This is a genomic window from Flavobacterium sp. TMP13 (genome assembly GCF_050847115.1).
Lineage (GTDB): Bacteria > Bacteroidota > Bacteroidia > Flavobacteriales > Flavobacteriaceae > Flavobacterium.
Genome location: NZ_CP193656.1, coordinates 2,410,410 through 2,431,137, shown reverse-complemented (window position 1 = coordinate 2,431,137; position 20,728 = coordinate 2,410,410). Strand labels below are relative to the sequence as shown.

Sequence of the window (20,728 nt, the reverse complement as noted above, 5' to 3'; positions counted from 1 at the left end):
CTACTAAATTATGAAATTGTTTTCGAAAACACATTTTGAAACTATAATTAAAATCAATTCCTTTTTAATTCTACTTCCATTTCTAGTAACTTCTTGTGCTACACATCATCCACAATTTGGTAAAAGTGCAAAAGAAGCAAATGCTATAAATCAAGTTGATACTTCAAGTATCGCACATACTTTTTATTTGGTGGGCGATGCAGGAAATGCAGATCAAGATGAGGCCAAAGAAACACTAGAACTGTTGCACCAAAAACTACGCAATTCAAGTAAAAATGCTTCGTTACTTTTTTTGGGAGATAATATTTATCCTGTTGGATTTTCTTCAGAAAGCGATTCACTTTCCAAATTAAAATTAAACAACCAATTAGCGCTTACCAACGGTTTTAAAGGAAATACCATTTTTATTCCTGGCAATCATGATTGGTACAGTGGCATAAAAGGTCTAGAACTTCAGGCTGATTTTGTAACTACTTATTTAAACGATAAAAAATCTTTTTTACCTCGTAAAGGTTGTGCCATCGAACAGTTGAAGATAAACAATGATCTTACTTTACTCACGATTGACAGTGAATGGTTTTTACAAAATTGGGATAAACATCCGACCATAAATGACAATTGTGAAATAAAAACGAGAGACGATTTTTTTAGTGAATTAGAAAGTTTGCTCAATAAAAATCAGTCCAAAACTCTGGTAATTGCAATGCATCATCCTCTACTAACGAATGGAACCCACGGTGGACAATTTTCGGTTCAAAAGCAATTGTTTCCGTTAGAAAGTAAAATTCCACTACCGTTCATTGGTTCAATTATTAACTTTCTGAGACAAACTTCAGGCGCTAGTCCGCAAGATCTTCAGAATAAAGAATATGCAAAACTTGCCAATCGCATTAAAACACTTATTCAAGGTCAAAAAAATATCGTAGTAGTTTCGGGTCACGATCATAATTTACAATTCATTCAAAAAGAAAATATTACACAAGTAATTAGTGGTGCAGGAAGTAAATCTGAAGCGGCAAAAGCAGTTGGTAAAAATGATTTCTCGTACGGAGGAAATGGGTATGCTACGTTACAAGTTTATAAAAATGGTTCTGCTAAAATTGCTTTTTACGGAAATGAAAATAATTCGGAAAAATTATTATTTGCCCAAAAAATAATTAAAGAAAAAGATACGATTGCAGTACAGAAGTATGCTTTGTCTTTTCCCACAACGACAGTAGCTTCAATTTATTCTAAAAAATCAACTGAAAAAGGAGCGATTTATAGCTTTCTATTCGGAAAGCACTATCGAGCAACGTACAGTTTGCCAATTGAAACGAAAACAGTCATCTTAGACACCTTATTTGGTGGAGTTACACCAACTCGGGAAGGTGGCGGCCATCAATCCAAATCACTTCGTATTGTAGATCAACAAGGACGCGAATATGTAATGCGTGCCATGAAAAAAAGCGCTACACAATTTCTGCAATCTGTAGCTTTTAAGGATCAATATATTGTCGATGATTTTACGGACACCTATTCTGAAGAATTTTTATTTGATTTTTACACCACTGCTTATCCTTATGCCCCTTTCGCAATTGGTAGTATGGCTGATAAAATTGGAGTCGCACATACCAATCCTTTTTTATATTACATTCCGAAACAAAACCAACTGGGTACATTTAATTCCAATTTTGGTGATGAATTGTACTTGGTCGAAGAGCGCGTTGCAGATAATCAAAAAGAAGTAGAGTCTTTTGGAGAAAACAATGCAGTAGATATTATTAGTACGACTGATATGATGAAAAACCTGCAGAAGGACGAAAAATATTCAGTTGATCAGACAGAATATATTAAGGCCAGATTGTTTGATATGTTGATTGGCGATTGGGACAGACACGATGATCAATGGCGATGGGCGGCTTACCAAATTGGTGGCAAAGTGATTTACAAACCAATTCCGAGAGATCGAGACCAAGCTTTTCCTAAGTTTGATGGCGCTGCTTTTTTGGTAATTATGAACATTCCTGCGCTCAGACACATGCGCAGTTTTGATAAGGAAATTGATAATATAAAATGGTTTAATCGAGAACCTTATCCTTTAGACTTGGCTTTTTTAAAAACCGCTTCTCAGCAAGATTGGATTTCGCAAGCTTCGCAGATCAAAGAAAATCTCAATGACAACGATATAGAAGAAGCTTTTGCAAATTTACCAAAAGAAGTACAAGGTAAAACCTTGGTCCAAATCAAGCAAAATTTAAAAACTCGCAGAGACGATTTAGAAAAATATGCCGCTCAGTATTACGCAGTGCTGCAGCATACTGTTTTGATAGTTGGGACAAATAAAAAAGATAAGTTTGTTGTACATCATAAAGCAAAAAACACAATTGAAGTTAGTGTGTATCGCATCAAAAAAGATGGCGACGAATTTCAATATTCCAAAGAATACAAAAGTCCGCTCACTAAAAATTTATGGATTTACGGTTTAGATGATGACGACGTTTATGAAGTTAATGGCACCGAAAAATCTTCGATTAAAATCAGATTAATTGGTGGTCAAAACAATGATGTTTATACCGTATCCAACGGTAAAAAAGTTAAGATTTATGATTATAAATCAAAGAAAAACACTTTGAATATTGATTCAAAAACAACAAAAAAACTAACAGATGATTACGCTTTAAATTTGTACGATTACCAAAAACCAAAATACAACGTGTTTTCTGGCATGCCGACAATTGGCTATAACCCTGATGACAATTTTAAGCTTGGTTTTACTGTTAACTATACCGTAAATCAGTTTAAACAAAGTCCTTTTACTCAAAAACACGTTTTAAAAGGAAATTATTATTTTGGAACACAAGGGATTGAATTGATGTATAATAGTTATTTTCCTGAAGTTATTGGCAAATGGGGATTAGATATTGATGCGGAATTTACCACACCCAATTTTACTATGAACTTTTTTGGCTATGGTAATGAAACTAAAAATAACGATGAAGAATTTGGTATGAATTACAATCGTGTTCGAATTCAGAAAATCAAATTTGCTCCCGCTTTGAAAAAGAGTGGACGCTTTGGAAGTGAACTTAGTTTTCAACCCCAGTTTGAGTTGTATGAAGTAGAATCTACCACAAATAGATACATTAACATTCCCGGAATTATTAATCCGAATGTATTCTTGAATCAAGTTTTTGGCGGTGCAAAAATCAAGTATAGTTTTATAAATGCGGACGTTTTAACAATGCCAACTATGGGAATTAATTTTTCGATTGCTGCCACATGGACGAGCAATTTAGAAGACATTAAAAGAAATTTTCCTGCATTGGACGGAAATCTAAGCTTTAGTCACAAAATCGATTCGAACGGTAAATTTGTTTTTGCTACAAACTTTAAAGCAAAAAAAATATTTAATAATAACTTCGAATTTTATCAAGGTGCACTTTTAGGAGGTGACTTCGATTTGAGAGGTTTTAGAGATGATCGTTTCTTAGGAAATAGTTACTATTCACAAAGCACCGACGTGCGATGGAATATAGGTAAAATTCAAAAGAGAATTGTTCCGCTTACTTATGGCGTTCTAGCTGGTTTTGATTACGGAAGAGTTTGGCTAGATGGCTTACAATCAGACCAATGGCACAGTGATTATGGTGGTGGATTATGGATTAATGCTGTGCACTTTTTAAGCGCCAGAGCTACTTATTTTAAAGCACCACATGAAAAAGGACGTTTCTCTTTTGGGGTTGGTTTTAACTTTTAATTTTTTAGCGACAGCTCGTAGACCTTTCCTCCTATTTTATCGGCCTTTTCGTCTGCGATTAATACCGTTTGATTGTCTTTAAAAACCAAGGCCTCTTTCTGAGAAAAATGATTCAGGTCGATATCTCTTCTTTTTCCTTGCGTAAAAGCATCTCCTTTAAAATTCTCAAATAAGATAATTTTATCATGAGTTAAAAGTGCTATTTTCTTTTCATCCGGACTAATAGCTGCGCTTGTTACCGCACAATGATTGTAGTTCGAACAGGTTTTAAAAGTACCGACTAAAACGGCTTTCTGCTGGCCTGCTTTGTTGGCAATCTTATAAATTAATGAGGTCCCGTCGAAATTTTTGCTTCTGTTCTTAGTAAATAAATAAAAGTGATTTTTAAATTCAAAAAAACCTTCTACATCAAACATCATTTTGGATTTTTTAGGAGGGAATTCCGTTTGCTCCGGATACGAAAATTGTATCTGGTAGGTTGCACGTGCCTTGCTTTTTTTTAGTTCTTTTTGGTCTACTCTGTAAATGGATAAATCTGTTCGTATATTGTTATTATTACCAAAATCACCAATATATATTGCGCCATCTTTACCTTTGGTTATGTCTTCCCAATCCGTATTTACTGCATTATCTAAGGTTATTTTTTTAAGTAATTTTCCTTCTGCATTGAGCGCATAAATAACATTTGCATTTCCTTTGTCTTCCAAAGCCCAAATGGTATTTGTTGCTTTATCATACGTAATTCCAGAAACTTCTTTTAACTTTTTAGGAAAAGTAAAAACAGTCTTTAATTGTGTTGACCCTTGGTGACAAGACAATAAAATTAAAGCTAAAATAAAGTATAAAGTATTTTTCATAGGTCGTTCTTGTTTTTTAAAGGACTCAATATTAAAGTACATTGGTGTTTTTAAAGTTTCTTGCGATAAAAGCAAATGCTGCTCCCATAACATGCCCCATCGACTGTGCATTTTTAAAATTCATATCGTTGGTGTAACGGTACAACTCCATTTTTAACTGACCCAAATTTTCGTCCGAAGATACCGTATCATGACGCATAATGTGCAATAATTTGCGAATTCGGCTTTCGGCAGAATGGATTCGTTTGGCCAGTATCGCACGCTCTTCATCCTTATATTGAAAAATAGAACGCTCTTCTAACTTTTCTTTAATCAACTTAATCATCGGTCCGTTCTCCTTAAAAAATTGAGGACGGTAAACTTTAAAATTTCCTTCGTAACATTGCTGATCGAAGTCAATTGGACGAATTTTGTATACTACTTGGTCAAAATCGTGAATAGGAACAATTACGTAGTTGTAAGCACGCATGTCGCCGAGCAAACGAATCATGCAACGCTCGTTGAACTTCACAAATTCTTTGGCAATTTGTGACTTCTCCATTTCCGTACATTTTGGCAACAAGGTTTCCATGAAAACATCACCCGGAATACCGATTATGTGCTCTTCGATCAACGTATCTTTGTAGACCAAAAAGTTAATTTTGTCTGGCGATAAAATTTCCTCGAACTCCAATCCGTAAATTCGAGAAGCATCGGCTTTCTTTATATAAAAATGAACATAGTTGTCGTTTAAAATATTGCGGACTTTAATGCGGAACGGTTTGGAGTTACCGAACGTACAATAATCAATTGCATCTACATTCAAGTACTGCAAAATCTCACTATTTCCATCAGAGTGTAATAATGAATATATCTTTTTAAGATTCAAATCAATCTCATTGCGATCAAATTCACTATAATAAACCCGAATCCAAAGTGTGTCTTTGTCATTTTTATCATATACATTGATGGCTCCTGCAAAACGCAATAAATCATCATAAAAAACAGGGACTTTTGACATTCTCTCGTAGCGTTCTAAGTATTCGACTAGCGGACCAATTATTGGATACGACGGTTTTTTATAAAACATTAAATTCTCACTCATTACTTAAAATATTTACTACAAATTTACATTAAATATAAATGCTCTTTCTGTAGTTTCATTGTTTATACCGCATTTGGAAAAGGAAAAAGTCTTTAACATCACAAATTCTTACAAAACGAACTTTTATATTATATTTGTTAGTTATGAGACACTATCAAAGCATCTTCATTATCGTATTTTTATTTTTAAGTATTCCTGAAGTTCAGTCACAATACATCACAATTGATGACCAACTTACGGCTTCAAAATTAGTGACAGATGTATTAGTAAATAGCCCATGCGTTAGCATTTCTGGATCGACTGCTGTGGGTGATACTCTTTCGGGAATCAGCAAAAGTTTTGCTTATTTTAATGCTAACGGAACTACTTTCCCTTTTAAAGAAGGCGTAGTTTTAAGTACTGCTCGGGCTGTAAATTCTTCTGGACCGTATACTCCGAACAATCGCGGTGAAGGCGACAAAAAGTGGAAAGGCGATGCCGATCTTGATGTGGCGCTAGGAATTAGTTCTATAAATGCGACAGTTTTGGAATTTGATTTTATTGCATTAACCAACACGGTTAGTTTCAACTATTTATTTGCTTCTAATGAATACCAATCGTATTTTCCCTGCTCTTTTTCGGATGGCTTTGCTTTTTTAATTAAAGAAGTTGGCAGTACCGATCCTTATAAAAACTTAGCTGTTTTACCCAATTCGAACACCATAGTTTCCTCTCAAAATGTGCGTCCGCTAATTAAACCTGTTTCGACCACGCAAGGTGTTTTTCCCGGATGTCCTGCCTTAAATGAAAATTATTTTTCAGGTTTTAATTCTCAAAATAATCCCATCAATTATGCGGGACAAACGGTTGTTTTAAATGCGAGCACCAATGTAATTGCTGGAAAAACCTACCATATAAAACTTGTAATTGCCGACGATCGCGAACAGTTTTTTGACTCTGCCGTATTTGTAGAAGCTGGAAGTTTTAAAGTATCGATCGATTTAGGACAAGATTATTCGTTAGCAAACAATAATCCTGTTTGCTTTGGCGAAAAAGTAGTTTTAGATACCAAATTGTCTCCAACCAGTACATTTAAATGGTCTAAAGACGGTATTGTTATTCCTGGTGCCAATCAATATTTTTACGAAGTTAGCAGTTCTGGGAACTATAAAGTAAGTACCGTGCTTGGGTCTTCTAGTTGTGAAGCATCCGATGAAATAAAAGTAGAGTTTTCAATTCCTCTCACGGTTAACGATCAAAACTTAGTACAATGTGACGACAACGGTGATGGTATTTCCATTTTTAATTTAACAAAAATTGAAAATGAACTCCAACAGAACGACACTTCTATCGCAACAGTAAGTTATTACGAAAATTTAGCTGATGCAGAAGCAAAAACAAATGCTATTAGTAACCCAAATAGTTACATCAATAAGGCACCCGCTCCGCTTTTGTACTTTAGAACCGAAAATAAATTTGCCTGTTATGCTGTTCGTCAATTACAGCTATTGATTTCAAATACTTTAATTTCTGCACAAGCAGTTGTACAAATCTGTGACAGCGATGCAGTGCAGGATGGCTTTTCTAGTTTTGATTTGAATGCTCAAGTTTCTCCACAATTGCTGTCTGGCTTACCTAGCAATTTAGAAGTTGGTTACTATTTAACTGAAAATGATGCCATTATTGAACGAAATGCACTGCCAAATAATTTCATAAATACTGTCGAAAATAAGCAGAGTATTTTTGCTCGAATTATAAATGGTAGTGATTGCTACGATATTACTCCCATCCAATTACTTGTCAATACCTTTGATCCAGTAAATTTCGAACAAGAAACACAATACATATGCAGCGGAAGTAGCATTGATTTAAGCGTCGCTGACGGATTCGCTTCCTATTTATGGAACACAGGAGCAACGCAAGCAAAAAATGCCGTAACAGCACCTGGAACGTACTCGGTAACGGTCACAAATTTAAATGGCTGTAGTAAAAGCAAAACATTTATTGTACAACCTAGTCAAGTTGCTACGCTAACGAATATTACCATTAAAGATTTTGCAGGTAGTTCTAACAATGTTACAGTTGAATATTCTGGTAGCGGTTCTTATGACTTTTCTTTGGACGGTGATTTATACCAAGACGAAGCTACGTTTACTAATCTAACGCCCAACAAATACATTGCTTACGTTCGAGATAAAAACGGATGTGGAACAAGTGTAAGCAATACTTTTTACGTATTAGATTACCCGCGATTTTTCACTCCCAATGGAGATGGATATAATGACGTTTGGCGAATTGAAAATGATGATTACTTACCCGATTACCATTTATCAGTTTTTGATCGCTATGGCAAATTATTGAAGCAAATGCCTAAAAATAATTTGGGTTGGAATGGCCTTTTTGCTGGAAAACAATTACCCGCAGATGATTATTGGTTTACTTTACAATTGAACGATGGAAGAATGATCAAAGGACATTTTAGCTTGAAGCGATGATATTGCATAAATGACAGATACAAAAAAAGGCCATTCATAAATGAATGGCCTTTTTATATACTTAAGTTTAAAACTTATATTTTAAATCTTTTTCTATCTGTTTCAGTTAAATAGATTTTTCTCAAACGAATAGATTTTGGAGTAACCTCAACATATTCATCTTTTTGAATGTACTCCAAAGCTTCCTCTAAAGAGAAAATAATTGGTGGAATAATTCTTGCTTTTTCATCATTTCCAGAAGAACGTACGTTAGATTGTTTTTTCTCTTTCGTTACGTTTACACACATATCATCAGCACGAGAGTTTTCTCCAATTACCTGTCCTTCGTAAATTTCAGCATTTGGTTCAACAAAAAACTTACCACGATCTTGTAATTTATCGATAGAATAAGGAATTGCTTTTCCTTTTTCCATAGAGATTAAAGAACCTTTGTTACGTCCAGAAATTTCTCCTTTGTAAGGCTCATATCCTATGAAACGGTGTGCCATAATAGCCTCACCAGCAGTAGCAGTAAGCAATTGATTACGCAATCCGATAATTCCACGAGATGGAATATTGAATTTTACAATCATACGCTCTCCTTTAGTTTCCATACTCAACATTTCACCTTTACGCATCGTAACAAACTCTACCGCTCTTCCTGAAAGTGCTTCTGGTAAATCGATTGTTAACTCTTCAATTGGCTCACATTTTTTACCATCAATTTCTTTGATAATAACTTGTGGTTGACCGATTTGCATTTCATACCCTTCTCTTCTCATTGTTTCAATAAGAACAGATAAGTGCAATACACCACGACCAAAAACCATAAACTTATCAGCAGAATCAGTTTCACCTAACTTCATTGCTAAGTTTTTCTCTAATTCTTTTGTCAAACGCTCTCTAATATGACGAGAAGTTACAAATTTACCCTCTTTTCCAAAGAAAGGAGAATCATTAATTGTAAACAACATACTCATAGTTGGTTCGTCAATAGCAATAGATGCTAATCCTTCAGGATTTTCATAATCAGCGATAGTATCACCAATTTCAAAACCTTCAACACCAACGATTGCACAAATATCTCCAGCAATTACTTCTTGTACTTTTTTACGTCCAAGACCTTCAAAAGTATGTAATTCTTTAATTCTAGATTTTATTACCGTACCATCTCTTTTTACTAATGAGATTGGCATTCCTTCTTTTAAAACTCCTCTTTCTAAACGACCAATAGCGATACGACCTGTAAAAGCAGAGAAATCTAAAGATGTGATTAACATTTGTGGTGTTCCTTCTGATACTTTAGGAGCTGGAACGTTAGCAAGAACCATATCTAATAATGGCTCGATGTTTTCAGTTTGAACTTTCCAGTCATCAGACATCCAGTTATTTTTAGCTGAACCGTAAACCGTAGGAAAATCCAACTGCTCTTCAGTAGCACCTAATTCAAACATTAAGTCAAAAACTTTCTCATGAACTTCTTCAGGAGTACAGTTTTCTTTATCAACTTTGTTGATAACAACGCATGGTTTCAAACCAAGATCTAATGCTTTTTGCAATACAAAACGAGTTTGTGGCATTGGTCCTTCAAAAGCATCTACAAGTAGACAAACTCCGTCAGCCATGTTCAAAACACGCTCTACCTCTCCACCAAAATCGGCGTGACCAGGAGTGTCAATAATATTAATTTTTGTTCCTTTGTACTGTACAGAAACATTTTTAGAAGTAATGGTAATACCTCTTTCACGCTCTAAGTCGTTGTTATCTAGTATTAAATCACCTGAATTTTCGTTGTCACGAAATAATTGGCAGTGATACATAATTTTATCAACCACCGTTGTTTTACCGTGATCGACGTGAGCAATAATTGCAATATTTCTTATAGATTCCATCTGTTGTTTTTAATGGGCGCAAAGCTACAATTTTTTTTTTTATAATTAACGATTCAGAAACAGTTAAAATTTCAATGAATCTACTATCGTAAAAATCAGTGTATGAACTAGGTACATCATTTGCCCTATTTTAAGTTGTAATTGTCATAACTAAATTATTATATTTGAGTAATGAAAAACAAAACCAACCAAATCATATTAATCTACCTTGTTATTTCACTGTTCTTGGCAATCTTATGTCATAAACTACTACTCTATACTTTCAACGATAATCAGTACCATTATTACAGCTTTGTTAAAGATCTTTTTTTCATTATTAGCATTGCTTTTTTATTCAAATATATTTTGGCAAAAAATGAAGAACGCAACCAAGATAATTTTGATGAGTTAAAAAAAATAAATGAAGAGATAAACGAATCGAACGAAAAATACGACATTGTTTCTAAAGCAACTAGTGACACTATTTGGGATTGGAAGATTCAAGAAAATTGTATTAGTTGGAATCAAGGCATCGAAAATATATTTGGTTACCGACCGGGTGAAGCTGGCACAACCTCTGAATGGTGGTTCAATAACATTCATCCCGAAGACAGCATTAAAATGTCTGTTAAGCTGTACTCTTTTTTAGAGCAAAAAACCGAAAAATGGCAAGATCAGTATCGTTTTAAGTGTGCCGATGGAACGTACAAATATGTTTTAGATCGCGGTTTTTTACTTACAGATACTGGCGGAAAAGCTGCTAGAATGATTGGCGCCATTCAAGACATTAGCAAGCAAAAAGAAGAAGAACAGCGTTTGCGATTATTAGAAACGGTAATCACTGAATCCAGAGATTCTGTAATTATTACGCGTGCCAGTTCTGAAGACCATGCTTTCCCGGTAATTGTATACGCCAATCCTGCTTTTACGATGATGTCGGGTTATACATCTGAAGATCTAATTGGTAAATCACCTATTATTTTTAAAGGGCCAAAATCGGATATTAGTGAACTAAAAAAATTAGTAAATGCTATAAAAAATAAGGAAGAATCTTTTATTGAAACAATTAGCTACAAAAAAAATAGAGAAGAATATTGGGTACGACTTTCTATGATACCTATATATAATAGCGAAAATGTACTGTCACACTGGGTTTCAATACAGCGAGACATTACAGAAGAAAAAAAATCAGGCAAAGAAAAAGAGCATTTAATTCGGGAACTAACGCAAAATAACAAAGACCTCAAACAGTTTTCGTATATTACTTCTCATAATCTACGGGCACCACTTTCTAACTTAACTGGTTTGCTTCGACTTATCGACGATATCAAGATTGAAGATGAAGAACTAGAGGAATTGTTGAATGGCTTTAACAAATCAACTCAGTTACTCAATGAAACGATCAATGACTTGGTAAAAGTTATCGTAATCAAAGACAATCCCTCCATTCAAAAAGAACGTCTCGTTTTAAGTGAAGTTTTTGAGAAAGTTTTTTCTCAATTGAACTTTCAAATTGAGTCTAACAATCCGATATTGAAATTAAAATTTGATCCTGAGTTTACTTTACATACCAATAAAGCGTATCTTGAAAGTATTCTTCTTAACTTACTTTTAAATGCAATAAAATATAAAGAGCATAGCCGAAAATTAAAAATTACTATTACTGCTGAATTTTCTGAAGGTCGTACAAAATTAACCTTCAAAGACAATGGAATTGGAATTGATCTCGAACGAAATAAAGACAAAGTTTTTGGTCTTTACCAGCGTTTTCATAATTATCCTGACAGCAAAGGTCTTGGTTTATATTTGGTCAAATCGCAAGTAGATACTATGGGAGGAACGATTTCCATAAAAAGTGAAGTGAACAAAGGGACTGAATTTACAATACTTTTTTAATTTATATAATTTATGTACGACACTATATTATGCATAGACGACGACCCGATTGCATTGTTATTGTGCAAAAAAGTAATTACTCGCTTTGATTTTTCAAAAGAGATTGTAACTGCTCAAAATGGCGAAGAAGCACTTCAATATTTTAATGGTATTAAGTATGGAACTGCTGCCAATAGAAAGAAACCTCAGCTAATTTTTCTGGATTTAAATATGCCAGTGATGGGCGGTTGGGAATTTTTAGATCATTTTATAGAAAGTGACTACAATCAGTTCAACACGATTCCGGTTGTTGTTCTTTCGTCTACGATCGATCCGCAAGATGTAGAAAAATCAAAAGAATATCCAATAATTATTGATTTTTTATCCAAACCAATAACAATAGACATCCTTAATTATCTTTCTGAAAAAATTCTAAAAAACAAGTAGTCGCAATTTTTAATAAAGTATATTAAAAAAGACAAACCTCATAGTAGTATACTTCTATGAGGTTTGTTTTTAAGCTTTTCATTATACACTTACAAATCTATTTGTCGTGTTTGACCCAAATTAAATCAGACGTTATAAATCCGATTTCTTCTGCTTTTTTAAGGTAACTCACTTTAATGTTCTCTGGAATAGTTGTCTCTCTAGAAAGAATCCATAAATATTTTAAACTCTCTCCTGCCACTAAGGCGTATTTGTAATCAGCATCAATAGCGATTACATTATAGCCTGCATAAAAAGGTCCGAAAAAAGAAACTTTAAGCATAGCAACTTTATCATCACCAACAAATTTGGCTTTACCAATACTCTCCGACCATTTGTCTTTTTTTACATTATAGCCCTTATTATCCACTTTGATCATTCCGTCATCCTTCAAAGAATATTCGGCGGTAGTATTATCCAAGCCTTTTTCGAATTTAAAATCGAGTCTTGCAATTTCGTACCATTTTCCCAAATATTTATTTTTATCAAAATTATGAACTGCAGTTGCTTTTTCTGGAATTGTGGTGCTGGAACAAGAGGTTAGTAACAAGCCAACTCCTGCAAGTAAAAGCGCGCTACCTAAATATCTTTTTTTCATGCTTTCTATAATTTATAGTTGCAGGTAAAAATACAAATATAGTAACCGATCTATTTTATAGAATTCAGTATCAGATTTATATGATTCTATTTAAAAACAACACAAAAAAAAACCGCCAATAGTATTGACGGTTTAGTTGCATTTTGAATAACGTAAAATTACACGTGTAAAGCTCTATTGTCCGTTGCTGCTAATGCTGCTTCTTTAATTGCTTCAGCAAAAGTTGGGTGCGCATGACTCATTCTTGAAATATCTTCCGCAGATGCTCTAAATTCCATAGCAGTTACTGCTTCTGCAATCAAATCGGCAGTTCTAGCTCCAATCATGTGAACGCCTAAAACTTCATCTGTTTTCTCATCGGCAAGAATTTTTACAAATCCGTCTAAATCACCGCTCGCTCTTGCACGACCTAATGCTTTAAAAGGAAAACTTCCCACTTTATATTTGGTTCCAGCTTCTTTCAATTGCTCTTCTGTTTTTCCAACAGCAGCTACTTCTGGCCAAGTATAAACTACGCCAGGAATTAAGTTATAATCGATATGTGGTTTTTGACCTGCTAGAATTTCCGCAACCATAGTTCCTTCTTCTTCAGCTTTGTGCGCCAACATTGCGCCACGAACTACGTCACCAATAGCATAAATATTTGAAGCAGTCGTTTGCAAATGATCATTTACTTCTACTTGTCCTCTATCTGAGATTGTAACCCCAGCTTTATCTGCATTTAAACCCTCTGTGTACGGACGACGACCTACAGAAACTAATGCATAATCTCCTTCTAAAGTAATAGTTTGTCCTTTTGCATTTTCTGCTTGAACAGTAACTAGATCTCCATTTCTTTCAACCGATTGTACTTTGTGAGAAACATAGAATTTCATTCCTTGCTTCTTCAATACCTTAGTTAATTCTTTCGACAATGAACTATCCATTCCTGGAATAATTCGGTCTATAAATTCTACTACAGACACTTGAGCCCCTAAGCGTAAATACACTTGACCCAATTCAATTCCGATTACACCACCACCAATAATAACTAAATGTTTGGGTACTTCTTTTAAAGATAAAGCTTCGGTAGAAGTTATAATTCTCTCCTTATCAATTTTGATAAATGGCAAAGAAGAGGGTTTTGAACCCGTAGCAATAATTGTATATTTTGCCTCAATAGTTTCAGAAGTTCCGTCTTGTTTTGTAACGGCAACATGTGTTGCATCTACAAAAGAACCTACACCATTAAGAACCGTAATTTTATTTTTATCCATTAAATAATTGATTCCGCCAACGGTTTGATCAACAACTCCTTGTTTGCGAGCAATCATTTTTTCTAAGTTCACTTTTACCTCACCAGAAAGTTCAATTCCGTGATCTGCAAAATGTTTAATTTCTGCATAATGATGTGAAGATGCTAACAATGCTTTTGATGGAATGCAACCAACATTAAGGCAAGTACCTCCTAAGGCGTTGTATTTTTCGATAATTGCTGTCTTAAAACCCAATTGCGCGCAACGAATTGCTGCTACATATCCTCCAGGACCTGAACCTATAATGACTACGTCAAATGAACTCATAGTATTGTTTTTTTGTTTTGAAGTACAAAACTAAGAAATTAAGTTATGTTAAATGTTTAAAGTTTGGCTTTTTTGCAAGGAGTTTTCAAGTTTGAATTTAAGAAGAGAAATTTATCCGATTTCTATGGAAAAAGTAGAGAGTTCAAACCGACAAAGACACCAAGGTTACTAGTTTAAAACGTACAGAAAAATTGAGGTTCAAAGCCTTTTTCTGCTTTTCAATATTTTTGATTTTATCAAATTTTAATAAAAAGTAAATTTTAATTCTAGAAAAGTCGTAATCGTAAAGATTATAACCCTTTAAAGCGAAGTTAAAATCTTTAACACTCTACAACATTTTCTAACTCAGCAGCTTTCAACCTCTCTAAATTTTTATAAACTCTACCACTGTAAGACTCTTAACCTAGTCAAATCTAAATCTTTGCACCTTCTAAAAAGAAACCACAGTCGTATTTTTAACTTCACTAATCATAAAAGTGCTTTGCGTACTGCCAATATGTTGCAATGTGGTTAATTTGGTAACCAAAAACTCGCGGTATTCGGCCATGTCTTTGACCATGACTTTTAAAATATAATCGTAATCGCCGCTCACATGATGGCATTCTAAAACTTCGCTGAGTTGAATGACTTCTTTTTCGAACTGTGTTAAAAACTCTTTCGTGTGTTGCACCAATTTAAGATGACAAAAAACCACAAAGCCTTTATCGACTTTAGTCGTATCAATTAAAGCGACGTATTTTTTAATGATTCCTTCGCGTTCCAGTTTTTTGATACGTTCGTACACTGCCGTTACAGAAAGGTTCAGCTTTACCGACAATTCTTTATTGGTCTGTTTGGAATTACTTTGTAGTAAGGCGACTAATTTTTTATCAATAGTGTCTAATGTCATGTTCGTTGTTATTTTGCTTTTCTTGAGGAAAAAGAGTTGAATCGTTACTCTCTTATTTACACTAAAGACGAGCTTATTCTATTTGAAAAATAATCTACAGCACTACTGTCTAAAGCAAAAATAAAGATTTAAAAACTAAAATATATAGAATACTTAGTTTTAAAACCTAAATAGTATTGTAAGTATTGAAATATAATCTATAATACTATTACTTTGATTATAAATTCAATTAAAAACCAAACCCTAGCCCCGATAGCAGCGGCATCCTTTTGTCCCGATTTTTTCGGACAAAAGATACAGCGAATAGCGGGAATAGCTTCCAGAAAAAAAATCATTATGAAAAATTTTAATCCAGCCGACAACATTCAAGATTTGCAATATTTTGGCGAATTTGGAGGTGTAAATCCTTCGATTTCTGACTCCTCTACCTACACTTTTTTATCAGCAAAAACCATGTTTGATACTTTTGAAGGCAATATGGAAGGCTGTTACCTGTACTCGCGTCACTCCTCGCCTAGCAATTTATACTTAGATCAAGCGTTGGCTGCTATGGAAGGAACCGAAAGTGCGAATGTGTCTGCTTCGGGAATGGGTGCAATTACGCCTACTTTATTGCAGTTGTGTGGTGCTGGCGACCATATTGTTTCGAGCCGAACTATTTATGGCGGAACGTATGCGTTTTTAAAGAATTTTACACCGAGAATGGGAATCAAAACGACTTTTGTTGACATTACAAACTTGCATTTGGTAGAAGCTGCGATTACAAAAGACACCAAAGTTTTATATTGTGAGACGGTGAGCAATCCGCTCTTGGAGGTTGCCGATATTGCGAGTTTGTCTAAAATTGCTAAAAAACACCATTTGAAGTTGGTAGTCGATAATACTTTTTCGCCATTGTCTGTTTCTCCTGCTCTTTTGGGAGCTGACGTGGTGATTCATAGTTTGACCAAATACATCAATGGAAGTAGCGATACAGTTGGAGGCGTAACCTGCGCTTCTAGCGAATTTATTAATGATTTGAAAAATGTCAATTCGGGAGCAAGTATGCTTTTAGGCCCAACAATGGATAGTTTGCGTTCGGCTAGTGTCATGAAGAATCTAAGAACCTTACACATTAGAATCAAGCAGCACAGTTTGAATGCACAGTATTTGGCAACTGAATTTGAAAAAGACGGATTGAAAACGGTCTATCCCGGTTTAGCAAGTCACCCCAGTCACGAGTTGTACAAAAGCATGATTAATACCGAATATGGTTTTGGCGGAATGTTGACCATTGATGTGGGTTCCTTAGCAAAAGCGAACCAATTGATGGAATTGATGCAAGAGCGAAACTTGGGTTATTTGGCGGTTAGTTTGGGTTTTTATAAAACATTATTTAGTGCGCCAGGTACTTCGACTTCAAGTGAGATTCCGCTCGATGAGCAAAAAGAAATGGGTTTAACCGACGGATTGATTCGGTTTTCTATCGGTTTAGATAACGACATTAAACGCACTTACGAAATGATGAAAAAATGCATGCAAGAAATAGGTGTCTTGTAAAAAAAAACAGATTTATAAAATTAATAAAGCCACTTTGAAAACGATCAAAATGGCTTTTTTTATGAGTAGAATTAAACTTAATTTTATTTGAAATTCAGTTTGCTGTTTTTCCGAGCGAAGCTGAAATAGATTACTAAGCCGATGAGCAACCAAATGGTAAATTAAAGCTAATTCCAGACGCTTAATTCTGCCATCATGTAAAGACAAGAAATGAGCTTTAATAATGGTATGAGTGATAAATTTTGACGAATCGTCCAAATACACAAACCTATTAATGCAAAGAAGAAGATCCACATAGGGATTTTGTGTTTAAATAAGCTGCAACCACTATCCTATTTTAAGTCATTGCTAATTGGCAATTTTGACACTACAGTTTCATATCTGGCTTGATCGGATTCGTAGTCGTTTAATATTTTTTCTAAATCTGTTGTTTTTAAAACTTTCTTTTCTTCATCTATGGTTACTAAATAATCTAAAACTCTCGACATCAATGTTCTATTCTTTCAATAAAATGGAAAAAGCCAACGAGGTAGTATATGCTAAAGAATTAGCTTTAAAAAATCATATTTTAAAGTTGTGAAATGAGAATCCAAAAGGAAAGGATATTTATCAAACTTGGATAAAAAAAAGTAAATTTGCAATAAATAGTGGCAAATTCGGTTTTTAGTTAAAATTTTAATAGTAAGCCCCATCTGTTATTTCTTTAACTAGTTTCCATTTTCCTTTTTCCTTTTTCATTATTACAAATGATCTAGGATTTATAAATTGTCGTCCAGTAGTTGTTTCGGAAATTGCAAAAACAGCATATATTTTTTTATAGATCATTGCCTGTGAAAATGAAAAAGCAGCTATTTCGGGTATTTTATCCATATATTGATTATAGGAATAAGGTCTTGGAAAATTTTTTTCAGTCATCAGTTTAACCTTAAAGTTTTTAAATTCCTTTTGTTGCCATAATGAGTTTCTTAACCACAAAGAATCATTATTTTGATTACGGTATTTTTTATTAATTTCATTCCAATATTTTTCTTCAAAAATTCTTGGATTTTCATCAACACTTTCCACTACTTCCATATTAGCATCTTTAAAAGAAACTCTCTCTTTCCACAAATCCAAGGTATAATTATTATTAATTTTGTTTGTAATAATCAATATAGAATCGTTAGGATCTATTACCTCTTTTAAATACGCATTTATGGGGGCAATCCTCTCATTTGTAGAGGAACAGCCGTAAATAATAAGTATTAATATATTTATAAAAATAATTTTTTTCATAGTATTTAATTACAAGGTTTTTCGATTACTGCTTGTCCATTCACTCTACGATTACCTCCTTCGGCATCATATCATCCTTTTATCAGAAGATAATTTGCACTCCCTGCGGGGAATTTCTGTGCAAATATAGAAGCCTACTGTAAACCACCCCAAACCAAATCGGTATAAGCTTGTAATGGCTCTTGATTAACTGGAACAGGAATTCCTGTTTGAAACTTTTGCAGAGCAGCGCCACTTGATCATGATGAGCAGCGTCATTTGAACCAAGATATGTTTTATCGACAAATTTTTGATATAAGGTAGGAAAATCATTTAAAACATTGGGTTTTCAAACCTGATCGTACAGTAGAAGGTACTTCTATTATTTCTCCATAACCTCCATTGGTAACAATAGCATTTTTCCAATCTATTTTGTCGACATAATTCAATACAGGAAAATCATCCTTGCTTATGTTTTCATTAAACCATTTTGAGCATCTAAGGTTTGAATTGATGCAGTTTCTTCAGTACTACAGGAGCAAATAAAAAAGAATAGATAATGCTAATGTATAGTTTAAAAATATAGAGGTAATTTTTTTTACACTTATATTTTTGAACTTTAAATATAAGAATTTTATTATTATTATTATTATTAAATATTAGTTTAATGTGAAAAAGAAATACATTAAATTTACGCATAATTATCCAGACGTTATTTGTATGATCTTTTGTCTTTGGCTTCAATAAAGTTACGCTCTTGAGTAGTCTTTAAATCAATTTCGTTTTGAAAATGTGCAACAAACTTTATTTTGAAAAGTGCTTTTTATTCCACAAAAAAATCATCTTTAAAACCGATCAAATACAATTTATTTTTGGCACGCGTCATCGCTGTATACAACCATCTTATGTAATCGCGATCAATACCGTTGGGTAAATACGGTTGTTCAATAAAAACAGTATTCCATTGTCCTCCTTGTGATTTATGACACGTAATGGCATAAGAAAATTTAACTTGAAGTCCGTTAAAATATTCGTTGGCTTTTACTTTCTGAAATTTCTTGTATTTCGTGGTTTCTCCGTCGTAATCTTTCATAACTTCTTCGTACAAACGATTGGATTCTTCGTACGTTAATGAAGGAGATTCGCTTTTTATCGTATCTAATAATAATACGGTTTCAAATGGTTTTTGACTCGGATAATCGACCATTCGTATTTTTACTTTGGCAAATTTGAATCCGTACAATTCTTGAATATTAAAAATTTCCAACACTTCGATAATATCACCGTTGGCAATAAATCCTGCTTCGTCGGAATCTTTGAGCCAGAAATAATTATTTTTAACCACCATCAAAAAATCCCCGGTAGAAAGTTCACTTTCTTTATCTAAGATTCGAGTACGAATTTGCTCATTGTATTGATTGGCTCTTTTGTTAGAGCGTACAATAAATGCAGTGTCTTCAATACTATAATTACTGTAAGCCTGATTAATAGCATCCTGAATATCATAACCATCTGACAAACGGACAATGTCTTTAAACTTCTTGACATTAAATTTAAAATCAGTAATAAAGCTGTCTTTTAATAGTTCTCGCAATTCGGTCGCATTGTACAGAATTCCCGAGTTTTCTTCCTGACGCATTACTTCGTCTAACTCTATGTACTCTACTTCTTTGTTGTAATTAACCGCCAAAGTATGTGTATCTAAAGCCGGACTAATGTCTAAATTTACTGGCGGAAGCTGTGCAGTATCTCCCAATAAAATCATCTTGCAATTGGTTCCTGAATATACATACGAAATCAAATCATCTAATAAAGAGCCGTTTTCGTACAACTTAGAATCCGAATTGGTGTCTGAAATCATAGAAGCTTCATCCACAATAAAAACGGTGTTTTTGTGTTTGTTTTGCTGCATCGTAAAAGACACGCCACCGCCCGATGCTTTTTTAGGAAAGTATATCTTTTTATGTATGGTAAAAGCTGGCTTCTCTGAATAACTTGCTATTACTTTTGCCGCCCGACCAGTTGGTGCCAGCAAAACATATTTTTTATCAATTTCTATTAAGTTATTTACAATGGTTGAAATAACAGTGGTTTTTCCAGTTCCTGCATATCCTTTTAAAACGAAAATAGTATCATTTGAAGAATCTGTCAAAAAAATAGCAATCTTCTGAAAAAATATATCTTGCTTAAGGGTTGGGGCAAAAGGAAATTTTTTCTGTAAAAGACTGTAAAACAAAGAAGAACTCATAACTTAAAATTTAACTACAAAGTAAGGCCTTTTTTGATGAAAAATAGTTAGAAATGAAGTACAATGGTAAGAAATGAATGTAATAATAAATGTAAGATGACAGCAACTTTTTACCAAAAAAAATAGTAACAGTCAATAAAAATTTATATTTCAGTTTTGAATTATAGTGCAATCAATCTTGTTTTTTACATTTTAAATTGCTCTTCAAGTTTGTCTTTATTATTGAAATGGATTTTGTAAGTTTGTGATCGCATTTTGTGCGCACTTGCCCCA

Annotated in this window: 14 protein-coding genes; 5 read left to right on the top strand and 9 right to left on the bottom strand. The window is 33.8% G+C overall.

Features of this window, described 5'->3' with window-relative positions:
• Positions 1 to 10: 10 nt before the first annotated feature.
• On the top strand, positions 11 to 3,739 hold the full coding sequence (locus ACRASX_RS10500) for a metallophosphoesterase (RefSeq protein WP_432221183.1): 3,729 nt from the start codon (positions 11 to 13) through the stop codon (positions 3,737 to 3,739).
• Here ACRASX_RS10500 and ACRASX_RS10495 read toward each other — a convergent pair.
• Complete coding sequence (locus ACRASX_RS10495) at positions 3,736 to 4,596, bottom strand: SdiA-regulated domain-containing protein (RefSeq protein WP_432221182.1); 861 nt, start codon at positions 4,594 to 4,596, stop codon at positions 3,736 to 3,738. The genes ACRASX_RS10500 and ACRASX_RS10495 overlap by 4 nt on opposite strands.
• Positions 4,597 to 4,627: 31 nt before the next feature.
• Positions 4,628 to 5,680, bottom strand: coding sequence for a hypothetical protein (locus tag ACRASX_RS10490; protein WP_432221181.1), 1,053 nt, complete (start codon positions 5,678 to 5,680; stop codon positions 4,628 to 4,630).
• Positions 5,681 to 5,823: 143 nt separating this feature from the next.
• Here ACRASX_RS10490 and ACRASX_RS10485 point away from each other — a divergent pair, with 143 nt between their 5' ends.
• Positions 5,824 to 8,154, top strand: coding sequence for a choice-of-anchor L domain-containing protein (locus ACRASX_RS10485; protein WP_432221180.1), 2,331 nt, complete (start codon positions 5,824 to 5,826; stop codon positions 8,152 to 8,154).
• Positions 8,155 to 8,228: 74 nt separating this feature from the next.
• On the opposite strand, the gene typA is transcribed toward ACRASX_RS10485, so the two are convergent.
• Positions 8,229 to 10,025 carry a translational GTPase TypA gene (typA, locus tag ACRASX_RS10480; protein WP_066308577.1) on the bottom strand — a complete coding sequence of 599 codons (1,797 nt, stop codon included), beginning with the start codon at positions 10,023 to 10,025 and terminating at the stop codon, positions 8,229 to 8,231.
• Positions 10,026 to 10,370: 345 nt separating this feature from the next.
• Between typA and ACRASX_RS10475 the strand changes: the two genes are divergently transcribed.
• Both ACRASX_RS10475 and ACRASX_RS10470 read left to right on the top strand, forming a co-directional pair.
• The gene (locus ACRASX_RS10475) at positions 10,371 to 11,900 is read left to right on the top strand and encodes a PAS domain-containing sensor histidine kinase (RefSeq protein ID WP_231739591.1); all 1,530 of its coding nucleotides are present in this window, start codon (positions 10,371 to 10,373) and stop codon (positions 11,898 to 11,900) included.
• Positions 11,901 to 11,912: 12 nt separating this feature from the next.
• The gene (locus ACRASX_RS10470) at positions 11,913 to 12,326 is read left to right on the top strand and encodes a response regulator (RefSeq protein ID WP_432221179.1); all 414 of its coding nucleotides are present in this window, start codon (positions 11,913 to 11,915) and stop codon (positions 12,324 to 12,326) included.
• Between the two features lie 97 nt (positions 12,327 to 12,423).
• Here ACRASX_RS10470 and ACRASX_RS10465 read toward each other — a convergent pair whose 3' ends face one another.
• The 3 genes from ACRASX_RS10465 to ACRASX_RS10455 all read right to left on the bottom strand — a co-directional run bounded on the left by ACRASX_RS10465 (position 12,424) and on the right by ACRASX_RS10455 (position 15,414).
• Complete coding sequence (locus ACRASX_RS10465; RefSeq protein WP_432221178.1) at positions 12,424 to 12,963, bottom strand: lipocalin family protein; 540 nt, start codon at positions 12,961 to 12,963, stop codon at positions 12,424 to 12,426.
• Between the two features lie 158 nt (positions 12,964 to 13,121).
• Positions 13,122 to 14,525, bottom strand: a complete 1,404-nt coding sequence (gene lpdA, locus ACRASX_RS10460; RefSeq protein ID WP_432221177.1) for a dihydrolipoyl dehydrogenase — start codon at positions 14,523 to 14,525, stop codon at positions 13,122 to 13,124.
• 430 nt (positions 14,526 to 14,955) lie between these two features.
• Positions 14,956 to 15,414 (bottom strand): Lrp/AsnC family transcriptional regulator, encoded by a 459-nt coding sequence (locus tag ACRASX_RS10455; protein WP_432221176.1) that lies wholly within the window; start codon positions 15,412 to 15,414, stop codon positions 14,956 to 14,958.
• Between the two features lie 336 nt (positions 15,415 to 15,750).
• Here ACRASX_RS10455 and ACRASX_RS10450 point away from each other — a divergent pair, with 336 nt between their 5' ends.
• The gene (locus tag ACRASX_RS10450) at positions 15,751 to 16,953 is read left to right on the top strand and encodes an aminotransferase class I/II-fold pyridoxal phosphate-dependent enzyme (RefSeq protein ID WP_432221175.1); all 1,203 of its coding nucleotides are present in this window, start codon (positions 15,751 to 15,753) and stop codon (positions 16,951 to 16,953) included.
• A gap of 332 nt (positions 16,954 to 17,285) precedes the next feature.
• Here ACRASX_RS10450 and ACRASX_RS10445 read toward each other — a convergent pair whose 3' ends face one another.
• The 3 genes from ACRASX_RS10445 to ACRASX_RS10435 all read right to left on the bottom strand — a co-directional run bounded on the left by ACRASX_RS10445 (position 17,286) and on the right by ACRASX_RS10435 (position 20,455).
• Entirely contained in the window at positions 17,286 to 17,441 is a 156-nt protein-coding gene (locus ACRASX_RS10445) for a hypothetical protein (RefSeq protein ID WP_432221174.1), read from the bottom strand.
• Positions 17,442 to 17,628: 187 nt separating this feature from the next.
• Positions 17,629 to 18,228 (bottom strand): hypothetical protein, encoded by a 600-nt coding sequence (locus ACRASX_RS10440; RefSeq protein ID WP_432221173.1) that lies wholly within the window; start codon positions 18,226 to 18,228, stop codon positions 17,629 to 17,631.
• 802 nt (positions 18,229 to 19,030) lie between these two features.
• On the bottom strand, positions 19,031 to 20,455 hold the full coding sequence (locus ACRASX_RS10435) for an ATP-dependent DNA helicase (RefSeq protein ID WP_432221172.1): 1,425 nt from the start codon (positions 20,453 to 20,455) through the stop codon (positions 19,031 to 19,033).
• Between the last annotated feature and the right edge of the window lie 273 nt (positions 20,456 to 20,728).

What these genes read in the sequence shown, in the direction of transcription:
- ACRASX_RS10470 (WP_432221179.1), top strand. Translation starts at nt 11,913, where the DNA reads ATGTACGACACTATATTATGCATAGACGACGACCCGATTGCATTGTTA.
- ACRASX_RS10450 (WP_432221175.1), top strand. Translation starts at nt 15,751, where the DNA reads ATGAAAAATTTTAATCCAGCCGACAACATTCAAGATTTGCAATATTTT.
- ACRASX_RS10465 (WP_432221178.1), bottom strand. Translation starts at nt 12,963, where the DNA reads ATGAAAAAAAGATATTTAGGTAGCGCGCTTTTACTTGCAGGAGTTGGC.
- ACRASX_RS10490 (WP_432221181.1), bottom strand. Translation starts at nt 5,680, where the DNA reads ATGAGTGAGAATTTAATGTTTTATAAAAAACCGTCGTATCCAATAATT.
- ACRASX_RS10500 (WP_432221183.1), top strand. Translation starts at nt 11, where the DNA reads ATGAAATTGTTTTCGAAAACACATTTTGAAACTATAATTAAAATCAAT.
- ACRASX_RS10445 (WP_432221174.1), bottom strand. Translation starts at nt 17,441, where the DNA reads ATGTCGAGAGTTTTAGATTATTTAGTAACCATAGATGAAGAAAAGAAA.
- ACRASX_RS10495 (WP_432221182.1), bottom strand. Translation starts at nt 4,596, where the DNA reads ATGAAAAATACTTTATACTTTATTTTAGCTTTAATTTTATTGTCTTGT.
- ACRASX_RS10485 (WP_432221180.1), top strand. Translation starts at nt 5,824, where the DNA reads ATGAGACACTATCAAAGCATCTTCATTATCGTATTTTTATTTTTAAGT.
- ACRASX_RS10455 (WP_432221176.1), bottom strand. Translation starts at nt 15,414, where the DNA reads ATGACATTAGACACTATTGATAAAAAATTAGTCGCCTTACTACAAAGT.
- ACRASX_RS10440 (WP_432221173.1), bottom strand. Translation starts at nt 18,228, where the DNA reads ATGAAAAAAATTATTTTTATAAATATATTAATACTTATTATTTACGGC.
- lpdA (WP_432221177.1), bottom strand. Translation starts at nt 14,525, where the DNA reads ATGAGTTCATTTGACGTAGTCATTATAGGTTCAGGTCCTGGAGGATAT.
- ACRASX_RS10435 (WP_432221172.1), bottom strand. Translation starts at nt 20,455, where the DNA reads ATGAGTTCTTCTTTGTTTTACAGTCTTTTACAGAAAAAATTTCCTTTT.
- typA (WP_066308577.1), bottom strand. Translation starts at nt 10,025, where the DNA reads ATGGAATCTATAAGAAATATTGCAATTATTGCTCACGTCGATCACGGT.